This window comes from Methylocystis sp. S23 (genome assembly GCF_054106005.1).
Map to the genome: position 1 here is coordinate 1882088 of NZ_CM134185.1, position 24308 is coordinate 1906395.

At 66.8% G+C, this 24308-nt stretch carries 23 protein-coding genes; 16 read left to right on the forward strand and 7 right to left on the reverse strand.

The features are described 5' to 3' along the window. Positions 1 to 162: 162 nt before the first annotated feature. Entirely contained in the window at positions 163 to 1272 is a 1110-nt protein-coding gene (gene leuB / locus ACV7JP_RS09335) for a 3-isopropylmalate dehydrogenase (RefSeq protein WP_457798937.1), read from the reverse strand. A gap of 249 nt (positions 1273 to 1521) precedes the next feature. Between leuB and ACV7JP_RS09340 the strand changes: the two genes are divergently transcribed. The 8 genes from ACV7JP_RS09340 (at position 1522) to ACV7JP_RS09375 (ending at position 7743) form a co-directional block, all read left to right on the forward strand. Beyond that, positions 1522 to 1986, forward strand: a complete 465-nt coding sequence (locus ACV7JP_RS09340) for a hypothetical protein (RefSeq protein ID WP_457798938.1) — start codon at positions 1522 to 1524, stop codon at positions 1984 to 1986. 113 nt (positions 1987 to 2099) lie between these two features. Further along, positions 2100 to 2348, forward strand: coding sequence for a type II toxin-antitoxin system Phd/YefM family antitoxin (locus ACV7JP_RS09345; protein WP_457798939.1), 249 nt, complete (start codon positions 2100 to 2102; stop codon positions 2346 to 2348). After that, positions 2345 to 2728 (forward strand): type II toxin-antitoxin system VapC family toxin, encoded by a 384-nt coding sequence (locus ACV7JP_RS09350; RefSeq protein WP_457798940.1) that lies wholly within the window; start codon positions 2345 to 2347, stop codon positions 2726 to 2728. The genes ACV7JP_RS09345 and ACV7JP_RS09350 overlap by 4 nt, the downstream gene beginning before the upstream one ends. Before the next feature lie 127 nt (positions 2729 to 2855). Further along, a complete protein-coding gene (gene secG, locus ACV7JP_RS09355) occupies positions 2856 to 3527 on the forward strand; it encodes a preprotein translocase subunit SecG (protein ID WP_457798941.1) in 672 nt (223 codons plus the stop codon). 106 nt (positions 3528 to 3633) lie between these two features. Next, positions 3634 to 5262: a CTP synthase gene (locus ACV7JP_RS09360; protein ID WP_457798942.1), complete on the forward strand. Its 1629-nt coding sequence runs from the start codon at positions 3634 to 3636 to the stop codon at positions 5260 to 5262. A 42-nt stretch (positions 5263 to 5304) separates the two neighbouring features. Next, positions 5305 to 5535 carry a DUF433 domain-containing protein gene (locus ACV7JP_RS09365; protein ID WP_457798943.1) on the forward strand — a complete coding sequence of 77 codons (231 nt, stop codon included), beginning with the start codon at positions 5305 to 5307 and terminating at the stop codon, positions 5533 to 5535. Between the two features lies 1 nt (position 5536). Then, entirely contained in the window at positions 5537 to 5893 is a 357-nt protein-coding gene (locus tag ACV7JP_RS09370; protein WP_457799057.1) for a DUF5615 family PIN-like protein, read from the forward strand. Between the two features lie 269 nt (positions 5894 to 6162). Beyond that, entirely contained in the window at positions 6163 to 7743 is a 1581-nt protein-coding gene (locus ACV7JP_RS09375; protein WP_457798944.1) for a choice-of-anchor I family protein, read from the forward strand. 57 nt (positions 7744 to 7800) lie between these two features. Here the strand turns inward: ACV7JP_RS09375 and ACV7JP_RS09380 are convergent, their stop codons facing one another. After that, a complete protein-coding gene (locus tag ACV7JP_RS09380) occupies positions 7801 to 10500 on the reverse strand; it encodes a histidine kinase dimerization/phospho-acceptor domain-containing protein (RefSeq protein WP_457798945.1) in 2700 nt (899 codons plus the stop codon). 319 nt (positions 10501 to 10819) lie between these two features. On the opposite strand from ACV7JP_RS09380, the gene ACV7JP_RS09385 reads away from it, so the two are divergent. Together ACV7JP_RS09385 and ACV7JP_RS09390 are read left to right on the forward strand one after the other, a co-directional pair. Then, complete coding sequence (locus tag ACV7JP_RS09385; protein WP_457798946.1) at positions 10820 to 11179, forward strand: phasin; 360 nt, start codon at positions 10820 to 10822, stop codon at positions 11177 to 11179. Between the two features lie 45 nt (positions 11180 to 11224). Continuing rightward, entirely contained in the window at positions 11225 to 11713 is a 489-nt protein-coding gene (locus ACV7JP_RS09390) for a phasin family protein (protein ID WP_457798947.1), read from the forward strand. A 55-nt stretch (positions 11714 to 11768) separates the two neighbouring features. On the opposite strand, the gene ACV7JP_RS09395 is transcribed toward ACV7JP_RS09390, so the two are convergent. Further along, on the reverse strand, positions 11769 to 12608 hold the full coding sequence (locus ACV7JP_RS09395; RefSeq protein ID WP_457798948.1) for a shikimate dehydrogenase: 840 nt from the start codon (positions 12606 to 12608) through the stop codon (positions 11769 to 11771). A gap of 102 nt (positions 12609 to 12710) precedes the next feature. Here ACV7JP_RS09395 and ACV7JP_RS09400 point away from each other — a divergent pair, with 102 nt between their 5' ends. Beyond that, positions 12711 to 13112, forward strand: coding sequence for a hypothetical protein (locus tag ACV7JP_RS09400; protein WP_457798949.1), 402 nt, complete (start codon positions 12711 to 12713; stop codon positions 13110 to 13112). Here the strand turns inward: ACV7JP_RS09400 and bioB are convergent. Together bioB and ACV7JP_RS09410 are read right to left on the reverse strand one after the other, a co-directional pair. Then, on the reverse strand, positions 13090 to 14049 hold the full coding sequence (bioB, locus tag ACV7JP_RS09405) for a biotin synthase BioB (protein ID WP_457798950.1): 960 nt from the start codon (positions 14047 to 14049) through the stop codon (positions 13090 to 13092). The two genes, ACV7JP_RS09400 and bioB, sit on opposite strands and share 23 nt — an antisense overlap. After that, complete coding sequence (locus ACV7JP_RS09410; RefSeq protein ID WP_457798951.1) at positions 14046 to 14528, reverse strand: PTS sugar transporter subunit IIA; 483 nt, start codon at positions 14526 to 14528, stop codon at positions 14046 to 14048. Before ACV7JP_RS09410 ends, bioB begins: the two co-directional genes overlap by 4 nt. A gap of 360 nt (positions 14529 to 14888) precedes the next feature. Here ACV7JP_RS09410 and ppc point away from each other — a divergent pair, with 360 nt between their 5' ends. Then, a complete protein-coding gene (ppc, locus tag ACV7JP_RS09415; protein WP_457798952.1) occupies positions 14889 to 17684 on the forward strand; it encodes a phosphoenolpyruvate carboxylase in 2796 nt (931 codons plus the stop codon). A 148-nt stretch (positions 17685 to 17832) separates the two neighbouring features. Here the strand turns inward: ppc and ACV7JP_RS09420 are convergent, their stop codons facing one another. After that, a complete protein-coding gene (locus tag ACV7JP_RS09420) occupies positions 17833 to 19656 on the reverse strand; it encodes a putative bifunctional diguanylate cyclase/phosphodiesterase (RefSeq protein ID WP_457798953.1) in 1824 nt (607 codons plus the stop codon). Positions 19657 to 19883: 227 nt separating this feature from the next. On the opposite strand from ACV7JP_RS09420, the gene ACV7JP_RS09425 reads away from it, so the two are divergent. After that, positions 19884 to 20219, forward strand: coding sequence for a rhodanese-like domain-containing protein (locus ACV7JP_RS09425; protein WP_457798954.1), 336 nt, complete (start codon positions 19884 to 19886; stop codon positions 20217 to 20219). Here the strand turns inward: ACV7JP_RS09425 and dgcA are convergent, their stop codons facing one another. Beyond that, positions 20220 to 21203 carry an N-acetyl-D-Glu racemase DgcA gene (dgcA, locus tag ACV7JP_RS09430; RefSeq protein WP_457798955.1) on the reverse strand — a complete coding sequence of 328 codons (984 nt, stop codon included), beginning with the start codon at positions 21201 to 21203 and terminating at the stop codon, positions 20220 to 20222. Between the two features lie 129 nt (positions 21204 to 21332). Between dgcA and ACV7JP_RS09435 the strand changes: the two genes are divergently transcribed. The 3 genes from ACV7JP_RS09435 to ACV7JP_RS09445 are packed head-to-tail and all read left to right on the forward strand — an operon-like array spanning position 21333 to position 24214. Further along, positions 21333 to 22475: an ABC transporter permease gene (locus ACV7JP_RS09435; RefSeq protein ID WP_457798956.1), complete on the forward strand. Its 1143-nt coding sequence runs from the start codon at positions 21333 to 21335 to the stop codon at positions 22473 to 22475. A gap of 9 nt (positions 22476 to 22484) precedes the next feature. Next, positions 22485 to 23297: an ABC transporter ATP-binding protein gene (locus ACV7JP_RS09440; RefSeq protein ID WP_457798957.1), complete on the forward strand. Its 813-nt coding sequence runs from the start codon at positions 22485 to 22487 to the stop codon at positions 23295 to 23297. A gap of 11 nt (positions 23298 to 23308) precedes the next feature. Continuing rightward, a complete protein-coding gene (locus tag ACV7JP_RS09445; RefSeq protein WP_457798958.1) occupies positions 23309 to 24214 on the forward strand; it encodes an MlaD family protein in 906 nt (301 codons plus the stop codon). Positions 24215 to 24308 lie beyond the last annotated feature (94 nt).

Consider the following 24308-nt stretch of genomic DNA (forward strand, 5'->3'; position numbering starts at 1 on the left):
CGGCGTTTATAGAGCGGATGGAAGCTCGCGACGCCGTCCTTGCGACGAGGCTTTGCCGGCGAAGCAATCCAGAGCAGCCGGCGCGGCCTGTGGATTGCTTCGCTTCGCTCGCAATGACGGCGGTCTCCGAGCGGGCGCTCTCTTGTGCTGGACGACCTGAGGCTAACTCAAAATCGTCTTCAGCTCCGCGACGATCGCGTCGCCCATCTGACTCGTGGAAATCGACGACGGCGCGTCGCCCTTGATGTCGATGGTGCGCAGGCCCTTGGCGAGCACATTGGCGATGGCCGTATCGATCGCGTCCGCCGCTTTGGCGTTGTCGAAGCTATAACGCATCGCCATGCCGAGCGACCCGATCATGGCGATGGGGTTCGCGACGCCCTTGCCGGCGATGTCCGGCGCCGAGCCGTGGCAGGGCTCGTACATGGCGTTGCGCTTGCCCGTGGCGTCGGCGGTGCCGAGCGAGGCCGAGGGCAACATGCCGAGCGAGCCGGTGAGCATCGCCGCTTCGTCGGAGAGCATGTCGCCGAAGAGATTGTCGGTGACGATCACGTCGAATTGCTTGGGCCAGCGCACGAGCTGCATGCCGAGCGCGTCGGCGAGCATGTGCTCGAGCTGCACATCCGAATATTCGCGCTTATGGAGCGCCGTGATGACCTCGCGCCAGAGATAGCCCGAGCGCATGACATTGGCTTTTTCGGACGAGGTCACCTTGTTCCTGCGCTTCCTCGCGAGCTCGAAGGCGACGCGGCCGATGCGCTCGATCTCATGGGTCGTGTAGACCTGCGTGTCGACGGCGCGCTTCTCGCCGTTCTCGAGCGTCACGATCTCCTTCGGCTCGCCGAAATAGACGCCGCCCGTGAGCTCGCGCACGATCATGATGTCGAGGCCGTCGACCAGCTCGCGCTTGAGCGAGGAGGCGTCGGCGAGCGCCGGATAGCAGATGGCGGGACGTAAGTTTGCGAAGAGGGCGAGGTCCTTGCGCAGGCGCAGCAGGCCCGCCTCGGGGCGCACCGCATAGGGCACGCCGTCCCATTTCGGACCGCCGACGGCGGCGAGCAGCACGGCGTCCGCCGCATGCGCCAGCTTCATGTCGTCTTCGCTGATGGCGACCTTGTGCGCGTCATAGGCGGCGCCGCCGACGAGGCCGCGCTCCACCTCGAACGCCGCCACGCCCGCCCGGCCCAGGAAGTCGATCACCTTCTCGGCCTCGGCGGAGATTTCCGGACCGATGCCGTCGCCGGGCAAAAGCAGGAGCTTGTGGGCGGACATGAAAACCCTCTTTTCGCGTGTTGGAGAAAGCAAGCGCCGTCAATAGAGCGGCGGGGCGACCGGCGCAACAGCGCCCCGCTTGCGCGCGTCATGCGACAATTCGCGCCGCGCGTCTCCCTTGCCGGAAGGGGTGAAGCCGTGCAGCTTGAAAAAGGTCAATGTACAAGGCGTTCGGAGCTTGATGTCGCCGTCGCGAAACGAGCGGCGACCTTGCCGGACGCCAGGGCGGGAACGAGGGAGACGCTACCCATGAAAATATCCAAAATCATTGTGCTGGCGATGTTCGCGGCCTTTGTGGGCGCGGCGCCCGCCAAGGCCTTCTGCCTGATCAACTGCGAGCCCAAGCCCGAGGACGCCCGCAAGGTCTTCGAGAATCTGATCAAGAGCAAATTCGACAAGGACGCCGTGATCGAAAAGTTCGAGATCACCCGCTTCTGGCCGCTCGACGTCGAGGGGGCGGGCCATGCCGGCTATGAATTCTACTATACGGCGAGCGTGCGCTTCCCGAACGGCGCCAATCTCCAATGCAAGCCCGATGGCGCGCCCAAGGCCGGCTGCTCGGACAATGTGAGCTACTACTCGACCACGATCCAGAACCAGATGATCAAGGACAAGCAATATATCGAGCCCGGCAGGGTCATCGAGTTCAAGGACGAGACCCGCTTCGACCAGGAAGGCTCGAAGTGGAAGGGCCAGGACGGCAATTTCTACTGAGCCGATCCGGCGGCGTGAAGGAGAGCGGGCCCGGCGGCCCGCTTTTTTGTTGGTCCTGTCTTGCGCGGCGTAATGAGTCAGCTTACTTAGCTACCTTAGCTAAGGAGACGCTGGTGCTGGTGAACGTTCATACGGCGAAATCGCAGCTTTCGAAGCTCATAGAAGCCGCCCTCGCGGGCGAAGACGTCGTCATCGCAAGGGGCGACAAGCCGGTCGTGCGTCTTGTCGCCATAGAGCGCGGCGCTTTCAAAATAGGCCTCCTGCAAGACAAGAAGCTCGGTCCCGGCCCGGATTTCCTCGAGCCGATGTCCGATGAGGAACTCGGATCATGGGAGGGCGCCGCCTCGGAGCCGAAGCCGTGACGCCCTTGCTGCTTGACACCCATGCCTGGGTGTGGAGCCTGACCGGCGATCTCCGGCTGTCCCGAGGCGCCAGAGAGGCGATAGGGGAAGCGGGCGCGGTCTATGTCAGCCCGATAAGCTTCTTCGAGATCGCCCAGAGAGTCCGGCTCGGAAAATGGCCCGAAATGGAGCCGTTTGTCGATGCGCTTCCAAAGCTTCTCGTCGAGCAGGGCGGACATGCGGCGCGTCTCGATCCCGCGGCGTGCACGCTGGCGGGAAGCATGGCGTGGGCCCATCGCGATCCCTTCGACAGGTTGATCGCCGCGACGGCGATATTGGAAGGACTTTCGCTCGTTTCCGCCGACACGGCGTTCGACGGGATCGCTCCGCGCATCTGGTAGCGACGCTTGGCGGCCGCGCGCAGCAAAGGCGCCTCTTCCTTGCGCGTTCCGCATGGTGTAGAAGCCCGCGATGGTTTTGGCGTCGAGCCCGGCCGCGCCGGCGCTCCGCTTCGGAAGAAGGTCAGAAATGCTGCAGCAGATCATCATCGCGATCCACCTGATGGTGGTGACCGCGCTCGTCATCCTCGTTCTTTACCAAAAGTCCGAGGGCGGCGCGCTCGGCATGGGGGGCAGCGGCGTCTTCACCGGCCGCGGCCAGGCCAATGCGCTGACCCGCGCGACCGGCATTCTCGCGACGATCTTCTTCCTCACCAGCATCGCGCTCACGGTGCTTCCGGCCTGGGAGCGCCGCGCCGAGGGCGGCGACGACTGGACCAAGGCGATCGACCAGGGCGACATCAAGTTCAAGGAAATCAAGCCCGGCGAGAAGGAAGAGAAGAGCGATCCGGCCAAGGACACGATCTTCGACCAGCTTCAGCGCGCCCAGCAGAAGCGGCAGCAGGGCGCGGACGCGCCCTCGGCCGAGAAGCCGGCTTTGCGCCCGACGCAGGAGCCGCCTAAAGCCGAGGCTCCGAAGCCGGACGCCGCGAAGCCGGCCGAGGCGCCGAAATCCGAGCCCGTGACGGAGGCTCCCAAGGCTGATGCGCCCAAGGCGGCGGCGCCGACAACCGAGGCTCCCAAGGCTTCCGAGCCCGCCAAGCCCGACTCTCCAAAAGCCGAGTCCTTGAAGCCCGAGGCGCCGACCGCGCCCGCCGAGAAGCCCGCGGCCCCGACGCAGTGGAAGTCGCCCGCGCAATAAGCGGCCCGTTCATACGTCCGACAAGAAAATCCGCTGGGGAAGATCGCTTCCCCGGCGCAAATATGCGCTACCCAAATCCAGCGAAAGGCGTTAGGCGTTAAGCCCCATGGCGCGCTACATCTTCATCACCGGCGGCGTGGTTTCCTCACTTGGCAAGGGTCTCGCGTCGGCGGTTCTCGGCGCGCTCCTGCAGGCGCGCGGCTACACCGTCCGGCTCCGCAAGCTCGACCCCTATCTCAATATTGATCCGGGGACCATGTCCCCCTATCAGCATGGCGAGGTCTTCGTCACCGACGACGGCGCCGAGACCGACCTCGATCTCGGGCATTACGAGCGCTTCACCGGCCGCCCGGCCACGAAGCAGGATAATGTCACCACCGGCCGCATCTATCAGGACATCATCAGCAAGGAGCGGCGCGGCGACTATCTCGGCGCGACCATCCAGGTCATTCCGCACGTCACCAACGCCATCAAGGAGTTCATTCTCGAAGGCAATGACAATGTGGATTTCGCGCTGATCGAGATCGGCGGCACGGTGGGCGACATTGAAGGCCTGCCCTTCTTCGAGGCGATCCGCCAGATCAAATATGATCTGCCGCAGAATCATGCGATCTATATCCACCTGACGCTGCTGCCTTACATCCCCAGCGCCGGCGAGCTGAAAACCAAGCCGACGCAGCATTCGGTGAAGGAGCTGCGCTCGATCGGCATCCAGCCCGATATTCTCCTCTGCCGCACGGATCGGGAGATCCCGCGCGAGGAGCGCCGCAAGCTCGGCCTCTTCTGCAACGTCCGCGAGCAGGCGGTGATCGAGGCGCGCGACGCCGCCAATATCTACGATGTGCCGCGCGCCTATCACGCCGCCGGACTCGATGCGCAAGTTCTCGCGGCCTTCGGCATCGAGCCCGCGCCCAAGCCCGATATGAGCCGCTGGAACGCGGTGACGCAGCGCATCCTCAATCCCGAGGGCGAGGTCACGATCGCGGTCGTCGGCAAATATACCGAGATGAAGGACGCCTATAAGAGCCTCATCGAGGCCCTGGCGCATGGCGGCATCGCGAACCGCGTGAAGGTCAATCTCGATTGGATCGAGTCCGAGATTTTCGAGGGCGGCGATCCGGCGGCGCATCTGGAGCATGTCCACGGCATTCTCGTGCCCGGCGGCTTCGGCCAGCGCGGCGCCGAGGGCAAGATTCTCGCGGCGCGTTTCGCGCGCGAGCGCGGCGTGCCCTATTTCGGCATCTGCTTCGGCATGCAGATGGCGGTGATCGAGGCCGCGCGTTCGCTTGCGCGGATCGAGAAGGCCAATTCCACCGAATTCGGCCCCTGCGAGGAGCCGGTCGTCGGCCTCATGACCGAATGGCTCAAGGGTAATGAGCTGGAGAAGCGCGTGGCGGGCGGCGAACTCGGCGGCACGATGCGGCTCGGCGCCTATCCGGCGCTGCTGAAGCCCGGCTCGCGCATCGCGGAGATCTACGGCAAGACCGAAATCGCCGAGCGCCACCGCCATCGTTACGAGGTGAATTTCGGCTATCGCGAGCGGCTGGAAGCCTGCGGCCTCCTCTTCGCCGGCTCGTCGCCCGACGGCCTGCTGCCCGAGACGGTCGAAATCCCCGACCACCCCTGGTTCGTCGGCGTGCAATATCACCCCGAGCTGAAGTCACGGCCGTTCGAGCCGCACCCGCTGTTTGCGAGCTTTATTGCGGCGGCGAAGGCGCAGAGCCGGTTGGTGTGACTTCGCGAGCCTGCGATATATATTCGCGGCGGGAGACTTCTCATGACCGATCTGCCTCGTATCACGCTCGATCCCGATGTGCTCGCCGGCAAGCCGGTTGTGCGCGGCACGCGCCTGTCGGTCGAATTCATCATTGGCCTCATGGCGGATGGCTGGAGCGAGGCCGATATTCTGCGAAATTACCCCGCTCTCTCGCATGACGACATTGCGGCTTGCCTCGCATATGCGCGCGATGTGCTGAAGTCCGAGAAGACCTATCCGAGCGCAGCCTGACATACGCTTTCTCGCCGACGAGAATTTTCCCGGTGAGGCGGTGAATGCGTTGCGAACGGCTGGATTCGATGTTCTGTGGATCTGCGAGTCCACATCAGGCGCGAGCGATACGCGCGTCCTGGCTATGGCGAATGCGGAGGAGCGGGTTCTCCTTACCTTCGACAAGGATTTTGGCGAGCTCGCATGGCGTGGAGGCCTTTCGGCGGCGTGCGGAGTCATCTTGTTTCGATTGCCGATCCCGCCCGCGACATCGATCGGACCTGCGCTTGTCGCACGAGTAAGAGAACGTGACGACTGGATCGGCTCTTTCTCCGTTGTCGAGCCTGGCAGGGTGAGGATGCGTCGTTTGGCAAGGTGATTTTTCGGTGCGCGCCAAAACGGCCGCCCCTTACTCCGCTGCCAGCGCCTGCAGTGGGGGAAGGCGCTCTCGATCAGCATGCGGCCGTTCTTGCCGCTCCGGATCGTAATGCCCGCATGATTGGTTTCGATCGGCGCCTCGGCGAGAGGCAGGGTCGAGGCGGGGTTTGCGCGTCATCGCCGGCCGGCAGAGCAAACTGTCACTCGTCTGAAATATTCGCCAACCAATGGTCATGGTTGAGTTTCTGCTCCTGAAGGAAAGAGCCGACCATGCGCCTGCTGACTATCCTACGCGCGTCCACCGCCTTGCGCCGCCTGTCGATCGGCGTCGTGATGCTCTGCATCGGCGGCGTTCCGGCCGCCGCGTCGACGACCGTCAACGTGAAGCGCCTTTGGACCTACGCCCACGCTCAGAGCAACGCGCCCGGCCAGAAATCGGAGATTGTCGCCTATGACGACCGCACCGACACGCTGTGGGTCGCGGGCGTGGCGGGCGTCGACGTGCTCAATCGCAGCTGGGGCCAGCTCGTCGCCCATATCGACGTCACAGCCTATGGCGCCGTCAACAGCGTCGCGATTCATGACGGGCTGGCCGCGCTCGCGATCGAGGCTGCGCCCGATCGCACGCAGCCCGGCGTGGTGGTCTTTATGGACACTCGCACGCGTCAGCGGCTGGGCCAGCCGGTGATTGTCGGCGCCCTGCCGGACATGCTGACCTTCACTCCCGACGGGCGCACGGTGCTCGTCGCCGATGAGGCTACGCCCAATCCCCGCATCGCCGGCCAGCCTTGTCCCGCGGACCCGCCGGGCGGCGTCACCCTGATCGACGCGCCGACGCGCGCGGTTTCGAGCATGTCGCCGCGCGGCGCCGCGACCCTGCCGGTGAGCGCCAGCCTGCCCGGCTATTCGGAACTGCGCCTGTTCCCGCTCACGGGCAATGGCGCGACGCGCCCGGACATGTGCCCCTATGACCCCGAGCCCGAATATATTGCGGTCGACCATGCCGGTCATAAGGCCTATGTCGGCTTGCAGGAGGCCAATGGCGTCGCCGTGCTGGACCTGAAGACCCGCCAGTTCGAGCGCATATTCGGCCTCGGCCTGAAGGACTTCAGCCTGCCCGCCAACGCCATCGACCCGCACGATCAGGAAAACGGCCTCGTCGCGTTCAGGCAGGCGCCCGTGAAGGGCCTGTATCAGCCCGACGCCATCGCGGCCTATCAGCATCAAGGGCGCACCTATCTCGTCATGGCCAATGAGGGCGACGCGCGCGACAACGGATCCGGCGACGGAGAGGACGAGCGCCGCGGCTCGGCGGGCAACGCCTCGATCGAGCTGGTCCCCGAGGGCAATTTGCTGAGCCGGCTCACCCTGTCCAATGTGGAGTCCACCCGCGCCAATCTGGTCGCCTTTGGCGGGCGGTCCTTCTCGATCCGCGACGCGGAAGGCAGGATCGTCTTCGACAGCGGCAACCAGCTCGACGTCGAGGCCTTCAAGCGCGGGATCTATGACGACAGCCGCAGCGACAATAAGGGCGTTGAGCCCGAAGGCGTGGCCCTGATGCACATAGAGGGCCGCGTGCTGGCCTTCATCGGCATGGAGCGCACGACGAAATCGGCCGTGGCGATTTACGACGTCACCGATCCGAACGCCGTCGGCTTCGTGGACATGATCGTCAGCGACAGCGTCTTGCCCGACGTTTCGCCCGAGGGGCTGACCGCGTTTCGCGTCGGCAGCCGTTACTTCCTGGCCGTGGCGAACGAGGTCTCGGATTCGACCTCCCTGTTCGAAGTAGGAATACGTCGCACCTCTTCGTCGTCTTCGGCCTCCTGGGCGGCTTCGGCGACGCGCTGAGGCCGACGCGCCCTGTCGCGGGGAGCGCGCTCCTCGCGGCACGAGCGCAAGGGTCGATCACTCCGCCGCCAGCACCTGCGGCGGGGGAAAGGCGATCTCGATCAGCGTTCCCTCATTCTTGCGGCTCCGGATCGTGAAGCTCGCATGGTTCGCCTCGATCAGCGCCTTGGTGAGCGGCAGGCCGAGGCCGGTGCCGCGCATGCTGCTCGAGGTCGCGATCTGCTTGAAGGGCTCGAGCGCCGTCGCCACTTCGTCCTCCGACATGCCGACGCCGGTGTCCTTCACGCGGATCACCACGAACCCCGATTCGGTCAGCGCGGAGGAGACGATCACCTGTCCGCCCGGCTCGTTGAACTTCATGGCGTTGGACAGAAGGTTCAGCAGAATCTGCTTCAGGGAGCGCTGGTCGGCGCGGATCGAGGGCAGGCGGTCGGCGAGCGCGAGACGCATCACGATCTTCGCCTGATTGGCCTGAGTCTGCATGATCGACGCGCATTCGGCGATGACGGCGTTGGCGTCGACGCGGTCGAATTCCAGCTCCATCTTGCCGGCCTCGATCTTGGAGAGATCGAGAAGGTCGTTCACGAGCGAGAGGACATGTTCGCCGGACGAATGCACGTCCTTCAAATATTCCTTGTAGCGCTCGGAGCCGATGGGGCCGAAGCGCTCCTCCATCATCACCTCCGCGAAGCCGATGATGGCGTTGAGCGGCGTTCGGATCTCATGGCTGATGCGCGCAAGGAAATCCGACTTCGCGGCGTTCGCCTGCTCGGCGGCGTCGCGCGCGGCGGCGAGTTCGTCATGGCGCGCGTCGGCGTCGGGCGCGCGCAGGCTCATACAGAGCTTTTGCGCCGGGCCGAGGCGGCGCAACGTGGCTTCATAAAGCTTGCCGCCGACGCGGGATTTGAGCCGCAGCGCCTCCCCGGTCTCGGCGGCGCGGGCCAGGCGGGCCGCGAAAGTCCGTTCTTCCTCCGTCGAGAAGAGCGCGGACAGCGTCAGGCCGTCAAAGGCGCCCTTCTCGGCGTCGAAGAGCGCGGCGAAGGCGGCCGTGGCGCTCTCGATGCGGCGGTTCTCGTCCAGTAAGGCGACGGCGACGCCGTTCGCCTCCAATATGCCGCGCAGCAGGCCTTTATCGGCCCGCATCCGGGCGAGCTTCTCCTCGCGCTCGCGGGCGAGCGCCAACGCGCTTTCCTCGGGGCCGGGCAGGCGGTTGCGGTTTCGCCGCAGCGTCACCAGGGTCGCCGGCGCGCCTTCCCATTCGACCGTCTGCAAATGCGCGTCGACGTCGAGCGCCTCGCCCTCGCTCGATTGCACGGCCGCCGCGCGGGCGCCGGGATCGGCGGGCGGGCGGCCGAAGAACATGCGCGCGAGGCCGCCATCGGCCTCGAAGGCGGCGAGATCGGCGTAGCCGAGATAATCGAGCAGCGTACGATTGGCGAAAAGCGTCTGCGCGCCGCGCGCGATCAGCAGACCGACGGGCAGGCGGTCGAGCAGGCCGGCGGGAGGCGGGGCGGGGGACGCCGGCGGCTCCGGCGCCGCCCGCGCGATTTCGCCGAGCTGCGCGGCGACGTCGTCGAGGGACGCGGGCGCCGGGTCGACGGCGGCAGACTCGGCTTTTGTCTCCTCCGGCCCGGGCGGCGCGCTCGGGGCGGCGCCGATCTCGCCCGTTCGCAGCGCGCGGGCGATCTCCTCGAAATTGGATCGTTCGGCGGAGGTCAGCGCCTCGGTCTCGGGCGTCGCCTCCGGCGGCGGCGCGGCCTCCTGCCGTTGCGCGAGCGCCGGCCGCAGCGGCACGACATTGGCGGCCGGATAGCGCTCGGGCGCGGCCAAAAGCGGGGGAGGCGGCTCGCCTCCCGGCGGCCTGTCCGGAACCCTGGCCACAAGCGGGTTCGAGACGAAAGCGCGGTCGAGATGGATCACGCCGTAACCCTGGAAGCCGGCGAAGCGGCGGTCGGCGTCCATGATCGGCAGGCCGCCAAGCGTCACCGGCGCGCGGGCGAAGGGTTCGCCGAGCGGCCACGCCGCCTCGACGCCCTTCCAGCTCTTTTGCGACGAGAGCGCCTCGGCGAAAGCGGAGCCGAGGCCGAATTCCGCGGCGACCGACGCGACCTCGCGGCCGAGAATGTCGGCCTTCGCCTCCCCGACGACATCGGCCAGAACATGGGTCGCGTCGACGAAGCGGCCGGCCGCGTCCGTCTTCCACAGAAAGCGGGCGGCGCGCGCGCCATGGCGTTCCGCGAGTCGCGACCGCAGCGCGGCCGTCGCGGCCAAAGGGTCCGCGGGCGCGGCCGGGCTTTCGACGGGGGGCGCGATCCGCGCGGCCTCGGCCTCGGATGTTTCGGCCTCCGGGGGCGGCTGGACCGCCGGGCGCACGCCGAGCGCGGCGATGACGAAGCAGGCCGGCCCGCCGTCCTCGATGAGCTTGCGGCAAAGGATGGTGATGGTCTGCGGGGCGTCGGCGAGCTCGAAGCGCAGCCGCTCGAGCCGCAGCGCCGCGCCGTGGCGCACCGACTCGACGAGCTTGGACAGGCGCCTGGCGCCCGGCTCCTCGCTGTAGAAGAGCCGCGCCGCGAGCGTCTCCGGATCGGCGCCGAATACGGCCCGGGCGGCGGCGTTGAGATAGACGATCTTCAGTGGATCGCCGGAAGCGGCGACGATCGGCGCGCCGGAGGCCTCGAGGGCCGAAAAGGCAGGATCAGCCGCGATGCGGCTGGCGGCGACGTCGTCCCCGTCGATCTCTGCCTCGGAACCACTCATGACGCTTGCCGCCCTTGCGACGGAGACTTCCGCCCGCCTTCGCGCGGCCAGGGCGCCGTCTCGAGCGCTTATGGCTAGCGCCCTGGCGCGGGCGTTAATTCAAACTTAATCGTAAGAAAGCGCCCGGTCCATCCGGCGCCGCCGCGTTTTCCGCGCCTTTTTCGCAGGGTTGAGACGTATTGACGCGGCGCACAATATTTGTTGCAATGCAGCAAAGGTTGGGGCACAGTCCCCGCGCCCTCGGCGGCGCCGCCGCGTCATCGTTCGGTCAATCTCGGGGCGAAATCTTAGCGACGGCGGCTGGAACAGGAGATGTCGAATGGTTGATCCAATTTATCAGGTGCCCAATGAAGTCCGCGATTTCGCGGAGAAGAGCGTCGAGCAGGCGCGCAAGGCCTTTGAAGGCTTCGCCGGCGCAGCGCACAAGGCGCTGAGCTCCACGCCGGATCTTCCGATCGTGCCGCCGGGCGCGAAGGATGTCGGCACGAAGGCTCTCTCTTTCGCCGAAGCCAATGTGAACGCCGCCTTCGACCTCGCGCAGAAGCTCGTCAAGGCGAAGGACCCGCAGGAGGTTTTCCAGCTGCAGGCCGAATATGTGAAGGCGCAGCTCGCCGCCGTTCAGGAACAGGCCAAGGAGCTCGGCGCCGCGATCCAGCGGTCGACGGCCCCGAAGTCCTGATCTTTCCCAATCTGATCACGCGCAACCATTTCGAGGAGTGGGCCCATGGCGACGGAAAGCAACGCTGATAGCCAAAGCAAACCCATCGACGCCGCCGGACAGGACGTCCCTGTCGGGGCGCCGGCGGAGCCGACGCCCGCCGCCGCCGAGGCGGCCGCCGAGCCGGCCATCGCGGCGGCGGCCGCGCAGGAGCCGGTCGCGGCGGCGGCCGACATCGCGCCGGCGCCGCTCGCCCTCGTCGAGGAAGCGGTCGAGACCGCGGCGGAAGGATTCGCGGCCTCCTTCTCCTTCGACTCCTCCCTCTGGTCGAGGAAATCCCTCGATCTCTGGGCGGAGAACGCCGCCGCCTTTTTCGAGCTTGCCGAGCAGGTCTCGAAGGCGGAGAGCCTCGAGGAGATCGTCGATCTCCAGTCGCGCTTCGCCAGGGAGCGGATCGAGGCCTTTGTCCGTCAGTCGAAGGAGCTGATGGATTTCGCCCGGAGCGTGGCGGTCTTTTCGCCGCCGCCGCTCTGCGACGCGCGCAAGGCCGCCTGAGGCGCAGGCGCTCGAGATCGATCGCGGCCGGGCTTCCGTCCGGCCGCCGCGTCATTCACAGCGTCGCGGCGATCAGCGCGCGCAGCGCCGGCGTCACTTCGGGCATGACGCCGGTCCAGTCGCGGAAGGCCGGGCGCGCCTGATGCAGCAGCATGCCGAGCCCGTCCACCGGCGTCGCGCCGATGAGCCGGGCGGCGGCGAGGAGCGGCGTCTCCAGCGGGGCGTAGACGATGTCGGCGACGAGGGCCGAGCTCGGCAAGGCGGCGAGCGAGAGATCGAGCGGCTTCTGGCCGATCATGCCCTGGCTCGTCGTGTTCACGAGAAGGCCCGCGCCCGAGAGCGCCTCATGGCGTTCCTCCCAGGGATAGGCCGAAACCGGCGCGCCGAAATCGGCGGCGAGGCGGCCGGCTCTTTCGGCCGTGCGGTTGAAGAGACGAATTTCCTGCGCGCCCGCCTCGATGAGCCCCGAGACGATCGCCCGCGCCCCGCCGCCGGCGCCGATGACCACGCAGGCGCCTTGCGCCGCGTCCCATTGCGGCGCCCGCTCGCGGAGCGAGGCGACGAAGCCGTAGCCGTCATAATTGCGGCCGGAAAGCGAGCCGTCCTTCTCGACGACGACGCAGTTCGCCGCGCCGATGCGCCTCGCGGCCGAATCAACAAAATCCAGGAAGTTGAGCGCCTTCTCCTTGTGTGGAATGGTGAGGTTGCAGCCCGCGAAGCCCAAGGCGGGAAGGGCGCGCAGGGCGGCTTCGAGCTTGCCCGGCTCGACGGGGAGGGGAACATAGGAGCCCTCGATCCCATATTGCGCGAACCAGTGATTGTGGATCTTAGGGCTGCGCGAATGGGCGATGGGCCAGCCCATGACGCCGGCGAGGATGAATCTGGAATGTGTCATCGGCCTTCCCGAGGTTTCTTGCCGCATATCGACTGGATCGATGTAGACTTCAACATAGATTGACCTGAAGCGCAGCGTATGTCTGCAGGGAGAAACGAATTAATGGACGCTGCAAGAAATCGCCGGCTGGACGACCTTCTCGAAGACGCGGAACAATCGATCGCCGCGCATTGGGAGCGCTGCCGCGACAGCGGCGTCGCCGGGGCGACGCAGGAAGCGACCGACCGCGTGGACGCCCGCATCCGTTCTTATTTCCTCGTCCTGAAGGCGTTGCCCGCCTCGGCGCCGGACGAGAAAATCGTCGCCGCCCTACGCAACCTCTATGACGATCTGATGCGGATCGACCACGAGACGGGCGGCGGATTTCTGGAGGAGGCGGAGCGCGATCTCCTGGAGCCGCTCGTCCTCAACGCCGCCGAAGCGGCGGGCCTCGATCCCAATAAATTTCTCCGCCGGGAGCCGGCGGGGCGCAAGCTCGATTTCAGCGCCGCGCGAGAGCGCTGAACAGAGCGTCATCCTCATTGACGCAATTATTGCCGGTCGTCAGCAGCTTCTCGCCATAGAAGATCGAGTTCGCGCCAGCGACGAGGCAGAGGATCTGCGCCTCGCGGGCAAGGAAGGAGCGGCCCGCCGAGAGGCGGACGCGGGTCTTGGGCATCACGATGCGGGTCGTGGCGATCATGCGCACGAGGTCGAGCGGGTCGACCTTCTCGCGCCCGGCGAGCGGCGTGCCCTCGACGGCGACGAGCGCGTTGATCGGCACGCTTTCGGGATGCGGATCGAAGCTCGCCAGCGTTTGCAGCATGCCGGCGCGGTCGCGCACGCTCTCGCCCATGCCGATAATGCCGCCGCAGCACATCTCCAGCCCCGCGCCGCGCACCGCCTTCAGCGTGTCGAGGCGATCCTGATAGGCGCGGGTGGTGATGATGTCGCCGTAAAATTCCGGTCCGGTGTCGAGATTGTGGTTATAGGCGGTGAGGCCCGCCTCGACGAGGCGCCTGGCCTGGCCCTCGTCGATCATGCCGAGCGTGACGCAGGCCTCCATGCCCATTTCGCGCACGCCGCGCACCATCTCCACCACCGCGTCGAAGCGCTTGTCCTTCGGAGCGGAGCGCCAGGCGGCGCCCATGCAGAAGCGATCGGCGCCGGCGTCCTTGGCGATCCTGGCGGCCGCGAGCACGTCATCGGTCGAGAGCAGATCGACGCGGTCGAGCTTCACCTCGCGATGATGCGCCGATTGCGGGCAATAGGAGCAGTCTTCCGGACAGCCGCCGGTCTTGATCGAAAGCAGCGCCGCCTTCTGCACGTCATTGACGTCGTGATAGCGGCGATGGACCGCGTTGGCCTGCGCGATGAGATCGAGCAGCGGCAGGTCGTGGATCCCGGCGATCTCCTCGACCGTCCAGTCGTGGCGGATGTTGAAGTCCGCGGGGGCGTTCATTTCGCGGCTCCCTTGCGATTTTGCGACCGGGCGGCGAGCTTGCGCTCGGGCGCGGCCGTCTCCGCCCCTTTTCCGGTAAGGGTCGTGAAGGCTACATAGAGCGCCGCCACCACATCGAAGCCGGCGGTCGCCATGACGAAGGGGGCGGGCGCGAAATCGCGGCCCGCGCCGAAATAATGCTCGTAGAGCGTCCAGGCCGCGTGCAGGGCGAATCCAACGGCGACGAACCAGGGCGAGCCGATGATCGACATGCCGGCGAGCGTCCCGAAGAAGGCGACGGCGGTCATCTCGAAGCCGACCCAGGCGTCGGAGTTGTCGGCGCGGATGGCGAATCCGACATACAGGAAGCAGACGGCGATGAGCGCATAGGCCGCGAGCAGCGCCGGCCGCGTCTTCGACCAGCGGGCGAGAACGACGAGGCCGATGGCGAAGAGAGCGCCGAGCCCGGAGAAGAGGGCGATTTCCACAGTGTCGAGCATGGCGTGACCGGTTGCTCCGCGCAGGCGCGGGTAATGAAGAGGTTCTGGCCGCGAGAGGTCTATAAGGGGGGCGGGGGTTTCGAACAAGGGGCGGGGCGGCTAGCCCTCATCCGACCCCTGCTCGCGCAGGGGCCGCCTTCTCCCGCCTGCGGGAGAAGGGAGAACCCCGGAAGTTACGGATCACAGGTCTGGGGGCGCGACTCCTTCTCCCGCTCACGGGAGAAGGTGGGCCTCGCGTGAGCGAGGGTCGGATGAGGGCGGCGCGCTTCGCCCTTTTTTACGCCGCGTCGAAAACTGGCCTCAAGCCTGCTATAGCGTCCTTGACCCCAAGGGCGGGGCGCATCGTTTCAAGGGTTCATCATGCAGCTCGACTCACAGACAAAAGAAGCGCCGGCCGGCGCGCCGGCCGAGCCCGAGGCGCGGAGCGATCTGCCGCTCAACGAGGATATTCGTCTCCTCGGGCGCCTGCTCGGCGACGCGGTGCGCGAGCATGAGGGGGTCGAGGCCTTCGAGCGCATCGAGGCGATTCGCCGCCTCTCCGTCGCGGCGAGCCGCAACAGGGACCAGGACGCGGCCGCCAGGCTCGACGCTTTGCTGCGGGCGCTCTCCGCCAAGGAGGCGACGGCGGTCATCCGCGCCTTCAGCTATTTCTCGCATCTCGCCAATATCGCCGAGGACCTGCATCCGCTCAAGGAGCGCGCCCGCGCCCTCGCGGATGGCGGCGTCCCGGACGAGCCGAGCCTCTCCCGTTCCTTCGCCCATCTGCGCAAGGCGGCCGTGGGCTCCGGCAAGATCGCCGCGGCGCTCTCGCGGGGCTGGGTTTCGCCGGTGCTCACCGCCCATCCGACGGAAGTGCGCCGCAAGAGCCTGCTCGACGCCGAGCGCGCCATCTTCAATCTTCTCGCCGCCCGCGAACATTTGAAGAGCAAGACGGACCGCGCGCAGAACGAGATGCAGTTGCGCGCCCGCGTCCTGCAATTGTGGCAGACCGAGCTTCTGCGCGAGTCGCGCCTCACCGTGCGCGACGAGATCGAGAATTCGCTTTCTTATTACCGCGCGACCTTCCTGCGCGAGATTCCGAGGCTCTACGCCGAAATCGAGGCGAAGCTCGAAGGGCTGCGCGTGCCGCCCTTCCTGCGCATGGGCGCCTGGGTCGGCGGCGACCGCGACGGCAATCCCAACGTCACGGCCGATTCGCTCTCGACGGCCATGCGCATGCAGTGCGAGACCGCGCTGCGCTATTATCTCACCGAGGCGCACGAGCTCGGCGCCGAGCTTTCCATCTCACGGCGCTATGGCGGCGCCACCCGGGCGCTGGAAGACCTGGCCGCGCGCTCGGGCGACGACAATCCGCATCGCGACAACGAGCCCTATCGCCGCGCGCTCATCGGCGTGTATTCGCGCCTCGCCGGCACGCTCGAAAAGCTCACCGGCGGGCAGGCCATGCGTCACGCCATGGCGCCCGGCGAACCCTACGCCAATAGCTGGGCTTTCCTCGCCGATCTCGTGACGATCGACGAGTCCCTGCGAATCCATCACAGCGAGGTGATCGCCTCGCAGCGCCTGGAGCCCCTGATCCGCGCGGTCGAAGTCTTCGGCTTCCATCTCGCGACGCTCGATCTGCGCCAGAGTTCCGACCGGCATGAGGAGACGATCGCGGAGCTTCTCGCCGCCGCGCGCGTCGCCGAGGATTATGCGGCGCTGACGGAAGTGGAGAAGCAGCAGCTTCTGATGCGGCTTCTTTCCGATCCGCGCCCCGTGCGCCTGCCGGGCCGGATCTATAGCGACCGCACGATGAGCGAGCTCGAAATTTTCGAGCGCGCGCTGGACATGCGCAAGACCTATGGCGACGAGGCGATCCGCCATTACATCGTCAGCCATACGGAGACGGTGAGCGACCTTCTGGAAGCGTTGCTGCTGCAGAAGGAAAGCGGGCTGATGCGCGGCACGCTGGATCCGCGCGATTCCGAGAGCGTCACGGCCGATCTCATCATCGTGCCGCTCTTCGAGACGATCGGCGACCTTCGCAACGCCGCGCCGATCATGCGCGCCTTTTACGCGCTGCCGGGCATTCAGCGGCTCGTCGTCAGCTCCGGCGCGCAGCAGGACATCATGCTGGGCTATTCCGACTCCAACAAGGACGGCGGCATTCTCACGAGCATATGGGAGCTTTACCGCGCCTCGACCGCGCTCGCGGAATTCTTCGCCTCCATGCCCAATATCGCCATGCGGCTCTTCCATGGCCGCGGCGGCACGGTGGGGCGCGGCGGCGGGCCGAGCTATGACGCCATCCTCGCCCAGCCGCCGGGCACGGTGAACGGGCAGATCCGCCTGACCGAACAGGGCGAGGTGATCGCGGCGAAATATTCGAACCCGCAGATCGGCCACGTCAATCTGGAGCTTCTCGTCGCCGCGACGCTCGAAGCCACGCTGCTCTCGCAAAACAAGGCGCCGCCGCCGGAATTCCTGGAGGTCGCGGAGGAATTGTCGCGCGCCGGCATGGCCGCCTATCGCGGCCTCGTCTACGAGACGGAAGGCTTCGTCGATTATTTCTTCAGCTCGACGCCGATCTCGGAAATCGCCTCGCTGAACATCGGCTCGCGCCCGGCGTCTCGCAAGCCCTCGCGCAAGATCGAAGACCTGCGCGCCATCCCCTGGAGCTTCTCCTGGGCGCAGGCGCGCCTCGCGCTGCCGGGCTGGTTCGGCTTCGGCTCCGCGATCGCGGGATTCCTGGCGCAGGACGAAAAGGCGCGGCTCGATCTCCTGCGCCGCATGGCGAAGGAATGGCCCTTCTTCCGCTCGCTCCTCTCCAATATCGACATGATCCTGTCCAAGACGGATCTGGAGATCGCGCGCCATTACGCGGAGCTTGTCGAGGACCGCGCGCTCGCCGAGCGCATCTTCGCGATGATCGAGGCCGAACATGCGCGCTCCATCGACGCGCTGACGAAGATTTCCGGCGCCACGGAGCGGCTCGCCGACAATCCCGCGCTGGCGCGATCCATCAAGCACCGCTTTCCCTATATCGCGCCCTTGAATTACATCCAGGCCGAGCTGATCCGCCGCCACCGCGGCGGCATGACCGATCCGGAAATCCGCGAAGGCATACTCATGTCGATCAACGGCGTGTCGGCGGGCCTGCGCAATACGGGTTGAGGATCGCTCTGCGGCCGTCATTGCGGGGAGGCCTTGCCGACGAAGCAATCCAGCGCCGCAGTCGCCGCTCCTGGATTGCTTCGCCTTCGGCTCGCAATGACGCCGCGAGAATCGTTGCGAAGCGATCAGTCCGAACGCTTTTTCCGGATCATGCGAGGGACGAGGCGGCCCGTCGCTTCTCTCCCACGGGCGGGCGCGACTCGGCCCGTCCGTAGAGCGCGCCCTGGAAAAACTCGACGCCCCAGTCGCGCAGGATTCGCGCGGTCGCTTCATCCTCCACCCATTCGGCGACGACCTTGAGCGACAGATGGCGCGCAAGGTCGATCAGGGTGCGCACGAAGAAGCGGTCGTCCGCCGAGTTCGCGATGTTCTGGATGAAGGCGCCGTCGATCTTGACGATGTCGAAGGCGAGATCGCGCAGGCTGCGGAAGGAGGTGTGGCCCGCGCCGAAATCGTCCATCGCGACCTTCACGCCCAGCCGCTTGCAGGCGGCGATGAGATTTTTCGTCGTCTCGAAATCCTCGATCATGCAGGTCTCGGTGATTTCCACGATCAGCCTGTCGGGGATGGACGGATTGACGGCGATGGCGGCGGCGAGGCGATCCGGCCATTCCGGATCGAGCACCGTGTTCATCGAGCAGTTGAGCGAGACGCGCAGCTCCGGCTCCGCCGCGAGGCGCTCCATCGCCAGCTCCATCACGCGCTGGTCCAGAAGCCGCACGAGACCGGCCTTTTCCGCGACCGGCAGCAGGGCGGCGGGCGACGCCGTCGCGCCGTCGGGCAGGCGCACGCGCAGCAGCGCCTCGTGGAAGGCGACTTCGCCGGTCGCGGCGTGGACGATCGGCTGGAAGGCGAGATCGACGCGGCGTTCGTTCAACGCCGAGACGATGCTGTCGGCGACCTGCAGCGCATGCAGACGCGCGTCCTCGCGGGCGAGCGACGAGGTATAGGCGACGAAACGCTTGCCGGCGCCCTGGCGGGCGACGTCGAGCGCCTCCTCCGCGTGCTGGAAGAGCACGCGCGGCGCCCGGCCCTCGCGCGGTCCGATGACGCCGCCAATGCGGATCGTCGCCGGAATGGAGCCGGCGGACGTCTCGAAGGGCGCGCTCTTCACGATGTCGAGCAGACGGTTGGCGACGGCAAGCGTCTGCTCGGTGTCGCAATTTTCGAGCACGAGCGCGAATTTGTTGCCGGCGTGGCGGGCGACGACGTCGCAGCACCGCACATTGTCGCGCAGACGCCCGGCGAGGCCGGCGATGACCTCGTCGCCCGCGTCATAGCCATAGGTGCGGTTGAGCGCAAAGAGGTTCTCGAGCGCGACGAGCAGAACGGCGAAGGGCTTGCGCGTGCGCTCGGTCTGCTGCAGGAAGCGGTTCACATGCTCGGCGAGCTGGGCGCGGTTCAGCACGCCGGTCAGCGGATCGATCTGCGAGCCGAGCATGAGCTTGCGCTCCATCTCATGGCGCTCGGTGACGACGCGTACGACGCCATGGGCGCGCGCCGGCCTGCCGCGCTCATCGGCGAACCAGCGGCCCGTATCCTCGACCCAGACGACGGGCGCCGGGCCCATTTCGCGGGGCGGGCTGAGGGCGTAGACGATTTGATAGGCCACGCCCTCGCCGCGGTCGGCCTGGTCCGACTGCATGACGGCGTCGTAGCGCGAGGCGCCGCTTTCGCGGGAGATGCGCTCGCCATAAGCGAGGCCGGTCCCGAGATCGTCCTCGGCGATCGCGCCCAGAATTTCGGAGAGGTTCGGCCCCCAGCTCAGCCGGTCCGTCGCGATGTCCCAGTTATAGACCACCTCGCCGATGGAGGAGAGAATCTGGCGGGGGTCGGGGCCGATGGGCGGCTCTGGAGCCGCGGCCGGCGGCGCGGCGGCCTGGGGCGCCTGGAGCGGCGCCTTGAGAAGGGATGAGCGAACGGTCGCAACGGGCGCCTCAGCGCCGCGGTTTGCGATGTGGCGCAATTGCATATTGCGAAACCTTCAGCGCTGGATTTCAGACGGCCTGTTATCGCGCGCAAATGTAAATTCGACGTTGCGACGACCCGCGACTTGGGGGGAGCGGCCGCGGGGAGGACCGCCGGCCCCGAGTCCGGCCGTTTCCATGGTAAACAAAATCAACGCTCTTCGGTCGGCTGGACGCAGCGGGGCCGGCGTGCCAATGATCTCGCGGATAAGATTTGTGGAGTCTTAAGCTGATGACCGCCTCTCCCTTCAACGATATCGGCCTGGCCGATCTCAAGGCCGGCCTCGCCGACGGTTCGATCCTGCTCGTCGACGTTCGCGAGGCCGACGAATACGCCGCCGGCCATATCAAGGGCGCGATCTTCAATCCGCTGTCGCGATTCGACCCCTCCAAGCTCCCGGTCGCCGGCGAAGGGCGGAAGGTCGTGATCTATTGCCGCTCCGGCCGCCGCTCGGTCACGGCCATGGAGCAGGCCCGGCTGTCGGGGCGGCGCGACGCCAACACCCATTTCGGCGGCGGCATTCTCGCCTGGCTCAACGCCGGGGAGCCGGTCGAGCAGGGGATGTAGCTATCCCCACAGAGCGGGGGGCGGAGGCGCCATGGTCGAGCCCTCATAAACGAGGCCCGGCTCCCGATCCTTCGCGAGGAGAAGCGGCCCGTCGAGATCGACGAAGGCCGCCATCTGGCCGATGAGGGTCGCCGGCGCCATGGCGAGCGAGGTGCCGACCATGCAGCCGGCCATGATCCCGAAACCCATTTTGCTGGCGGCTCGGGCCATGGCGAGCGCCTCGGTGAGCCCCCCGGTCTTGTCCAGCTTGACGTTCACGGCGTCGTAGCGGCCCTGAAGGGCCGCGAGCGACGCCGTTTCGTGCGCGCTCTCGTCCGCGCAGATCGGGATCGGCCGGGCGATCGTCGCCAGCATCTCGTCCCCGCCCGCCGGCAAAGGCTGCTCCACCAGCGCCACGCCGAAACGGGCGCAGGCGTCGAGCTGGGCGGCGAGCGTCTCCTCGCGCCAGGCCTCATTGGCGTCGACGATGAGCCTGGCGTGGGGCGCGCCCGCGCGCACGGCGGCGAGCCGCGCCTCGTCGCCCTCGCCCGCGAGCTTGATCTTCAGCAAGGGCCGGTCGGCCGCCTTCAGCGCGGCGGCGCGCATCTCCTCGGGCGTTCCGACCGAGAGCGTGTAGGCCGTGACGAGGGGGACGAGCCGCTCGAAGCCTGCGGCGGCGAAGGCGCGCCGCCCGGAAAGCTTGGCTTCGAGGTCCCACATGGCGCAATCGACGGCGTTGCGCGCCGCGCCCGCCGGCAGAAGGCGCTGGAGCGCCAGGCGGTCGGCGCCGGCCTCGATCTCGCCGCGCACGCTCTCGATCGTCGCGATCACGCTCTCGACGCTCTCGCCGTAGCGGGCGTAGGGCACGCATTCGCCGCGGCCGAGGCGCTGGCCGGCGCGCAGCGTCGCGGTCACGACGCGCGCCTCGGTCTTGGCGCCGCGCGAAATGACGAATCGCCCGGCAATGGGGAAGGCCTCGACGGCCAGCGATAATTCGACCCGCAAGCTCCGCTCCGCTTCCGTTCGTTTGAGAACTTGCGCCGCAGGCTGTGCGCCGGCGCGCTTGTCGACGGCATGTCACGAAGTTAAGACGATTTGCAAGGTTCCGATCGAACGCATCTTGCAAGAGGGCCTATGGCAGTCGACGCCGCACAAATTCCCCCGGACGTTTCGCCCGACGAGAGCGGCGCGCGTCTGGCGCTTGTCGGCGACTGGACGCTCTCGGCTTCCCGGCGCCTCGAGCAGAAGGCGCAGGAAATCGTCGATCTCGGGCGTCGCGGGAAATTCGTGACGATCGATCTTTCCGGCGTCGCGCGGCTCGACACGGCGGGGGCCTGGCTCATTAACCGCGCGCGGCGCATGCTCGCGGGCGCGAGCGTCGGCGTCGCGCTGGAGCATGCGCGGCCCGAGCACGACATTCTGCTGGAGGAAGCCGCCTATCGCGACTTCGCCGCGCCGCCGCGCCGCCGCGTCCCGGCGCTGCTCCAGCTCCTCGAGGATTTCGGCCGGGCCGTGGTTTCGGGCCTGTCCGAATTCTACCGGGGCGTGGCCTTTCTCGGCGAATTCGTCGCCGCCATGGGCCATGTGGCGACCCATCCGCGGCATTTCCGCTTCACCTCGCTCGTCGCGCATATGGAGCTGATCGGCCTGCGCAGCGCGCCGATCGTCATTCTGATCAATCTGCTTGTCGGCGGCATCGTCGCCCAGCAGGGCATTTTCCAGCTCTTGCGGTTCGGCGCGTCGAGCTACACGGTGAGCCTCATCGGCATTCTCGTGCTGCGCGAGCTCGGCGTGCTCCTGACCTCTATCATGATCGCCGGCCGTTCAGGCTCGGCGATCACGGCCGAGATCGGCTCGATGAAGATGCGGGAGGAGATCGACGCGCTGCGCGTGATGGGCCTCTCGGTGATCGAGGTGCTGATCGCGCCGCGCGTGCTGGCGCTGGTTCTCTCCCTGCCGATCCTCGCCTTCATCGCCGACATGTCGGCGCTCTTCGGCGGGATGCTCGTCTCCTGGGGCTATGGCGGCATCAGCCCGGCGGCCTTCGCGTCCCTGCTCAAGGAGGCGATCGCCTTCCATACTTTCATGGTCGGCATCATCAAGGCGCCCTTCATGGCGCTGGTCATCGGCCTCATCGCGGCGATGGACGGGCTCGCGACGGAGGGTTCGGCCGAGTCGCTCGGCCGGCAGGTCACCTCCTCCGTCGTGAAATCGATCTTCATGGTCATCGTGCTCGACGGCCTTTTCGCCATCTTCTTCGCCTCGATCGACTACTGAGCGCGGCCGATGACCCTCCTCCACACGCGCGGCCCGGTCTCGGAGCGACCAGCGGGCGAAGCCGTCATCAGCGTGCGCGGCCTTGTCGTGGGCTTTGGCGAGAAGCTCGTGATGAACGGACTGAATCTCGACGTCCGCCGCGGCGAGGTGCTGGGTTTCGTCGGCGGCTCCGGGCAGGGCAAATCCGTGCTCACCCGCGCGATCCTCGGCCTCGTTCCGACGCGGGCGGGCTCCATCCGCATCTTCGGCAAGGATCGCGACAAGCTTCCCACGGCGGAGCGCAAGGCGCTGGAGCAGCGCTGGGGCGTTCTGTTCCAGAACGGGGCGCTCTTCTCGGGCCTCACGGTGAAGCAGAACATCCAGATGCCCATGCGCGAGACCCGCGACCTCTCGCAGAAGCTGATGGACGAGCTCGCCATGCTCAAGATCGAGCTTGTCGGGCTGAAGCCCGACGCCGCGGACAAATTTCCGTCGGAATTGTCGGGCGGCATGGTCAAGCGCGCGGCGCTGGCGCGGGCGCTGGCGCTCGACCCCGAGCTCGTATTTCTGGACGAGCCGACCTCTGGCCTCGACCCGATCGGCGCCGCCGAATTTGACGAGCTGATTGCGACCCTGCAGGAGACTCTGGGACTGACCGTGTTCATGGTGACCCATGACCTCGACAGCCTCTATTCCATCTGCGACCGGATCGCCGCGCTCGCCGACGGCAAGGTCATTGCGGAGGGGCCGCTCGAGACCCTGTTGCGCTCTGACCATCCCTGGCTGAGAGCCTATTTCCACGGGGTTCGCGGCGGGCGGCTCGCCGCCGCGAACCCCGATTGAGAGGACGACGCATGGAAACCCGCGCCAATTACGCCATGATCGGCGCCTTCACGCTGGCGATGATCTTTGCGGCGTTCAGCTTCGTCTACTGGTTTTCCGGTCCGAGCCAGATCGGCAAGCAGGAGATTTTCCAGATCGTCTTCTCCGGCTCGGTCTCCGGCCTCTCGCGCGGCTCCGCCGTGCTCTTCAACGGCGTGAAGGTCGGCGAGGTCACCCATCTCGCCATTTCCGAGAAGGACCCGAGCAAGGTCGACGTGCTGGTGAAGATCGACCAACGCACGCCGGTCAAGACCAATACCCGCGCCCGCCTCGAAACGCGCGGCTTCACGGGCGTCGCCGACGTTCTGCTGGTCGGCGGCACGCCGGGCGCGCCGGATCTCGTGGCGCAGGAGGGGCGGCGCTATCCGGAGATCCAGGCCGAGCGCTCGGAGATCCAAAACCTGCTCGGCAATGTCCAGAACCTTTCCACCAAGGCGGCGGAAGTGCTGGTGAAGCTCGACAGGCTTCTCGACGAGAACAAGGACTCGATCAGCGGCGCGCTGAAGAACGCGGAGACCTTCACCAAGACGCTCGCCGACAATTCGAACCAGATTTCGTCCTTCATCAAGGACGCGGCCGAGGCGGCGCATTCGCTGAAGCCCGTCGCCGCGCGGCTCGACAGCTTCCTCGCCGCGGGCGAAAAGACGCTCAAGGCGATCGATCCCAAGCAACTCAAGGCGATCACGGGCAATGTCGCGAGCGCCTCGAACAGTCTGAAGAATTTTTCCGCGAGCGGGCTCAGGCAGTACGAGCAGCTCGCCATCGACGCCCGCAAGGCGGTCGACACGCTCGACCAGGCGATCAAATCGATCGAGCGCGACCCGTCGCAATTCATCTGGGGCCCTTCTCAAACCACGCCAGAATATCGCGGCCGCTGATAGCTTTGTCTGAACCGCGCAATCGGCTAGAAGGGCGAAAGCCGTTCAAGGTCGGGCGGATAGGCGAAGGCGGCCGGAATGAGGAGACAAGGGA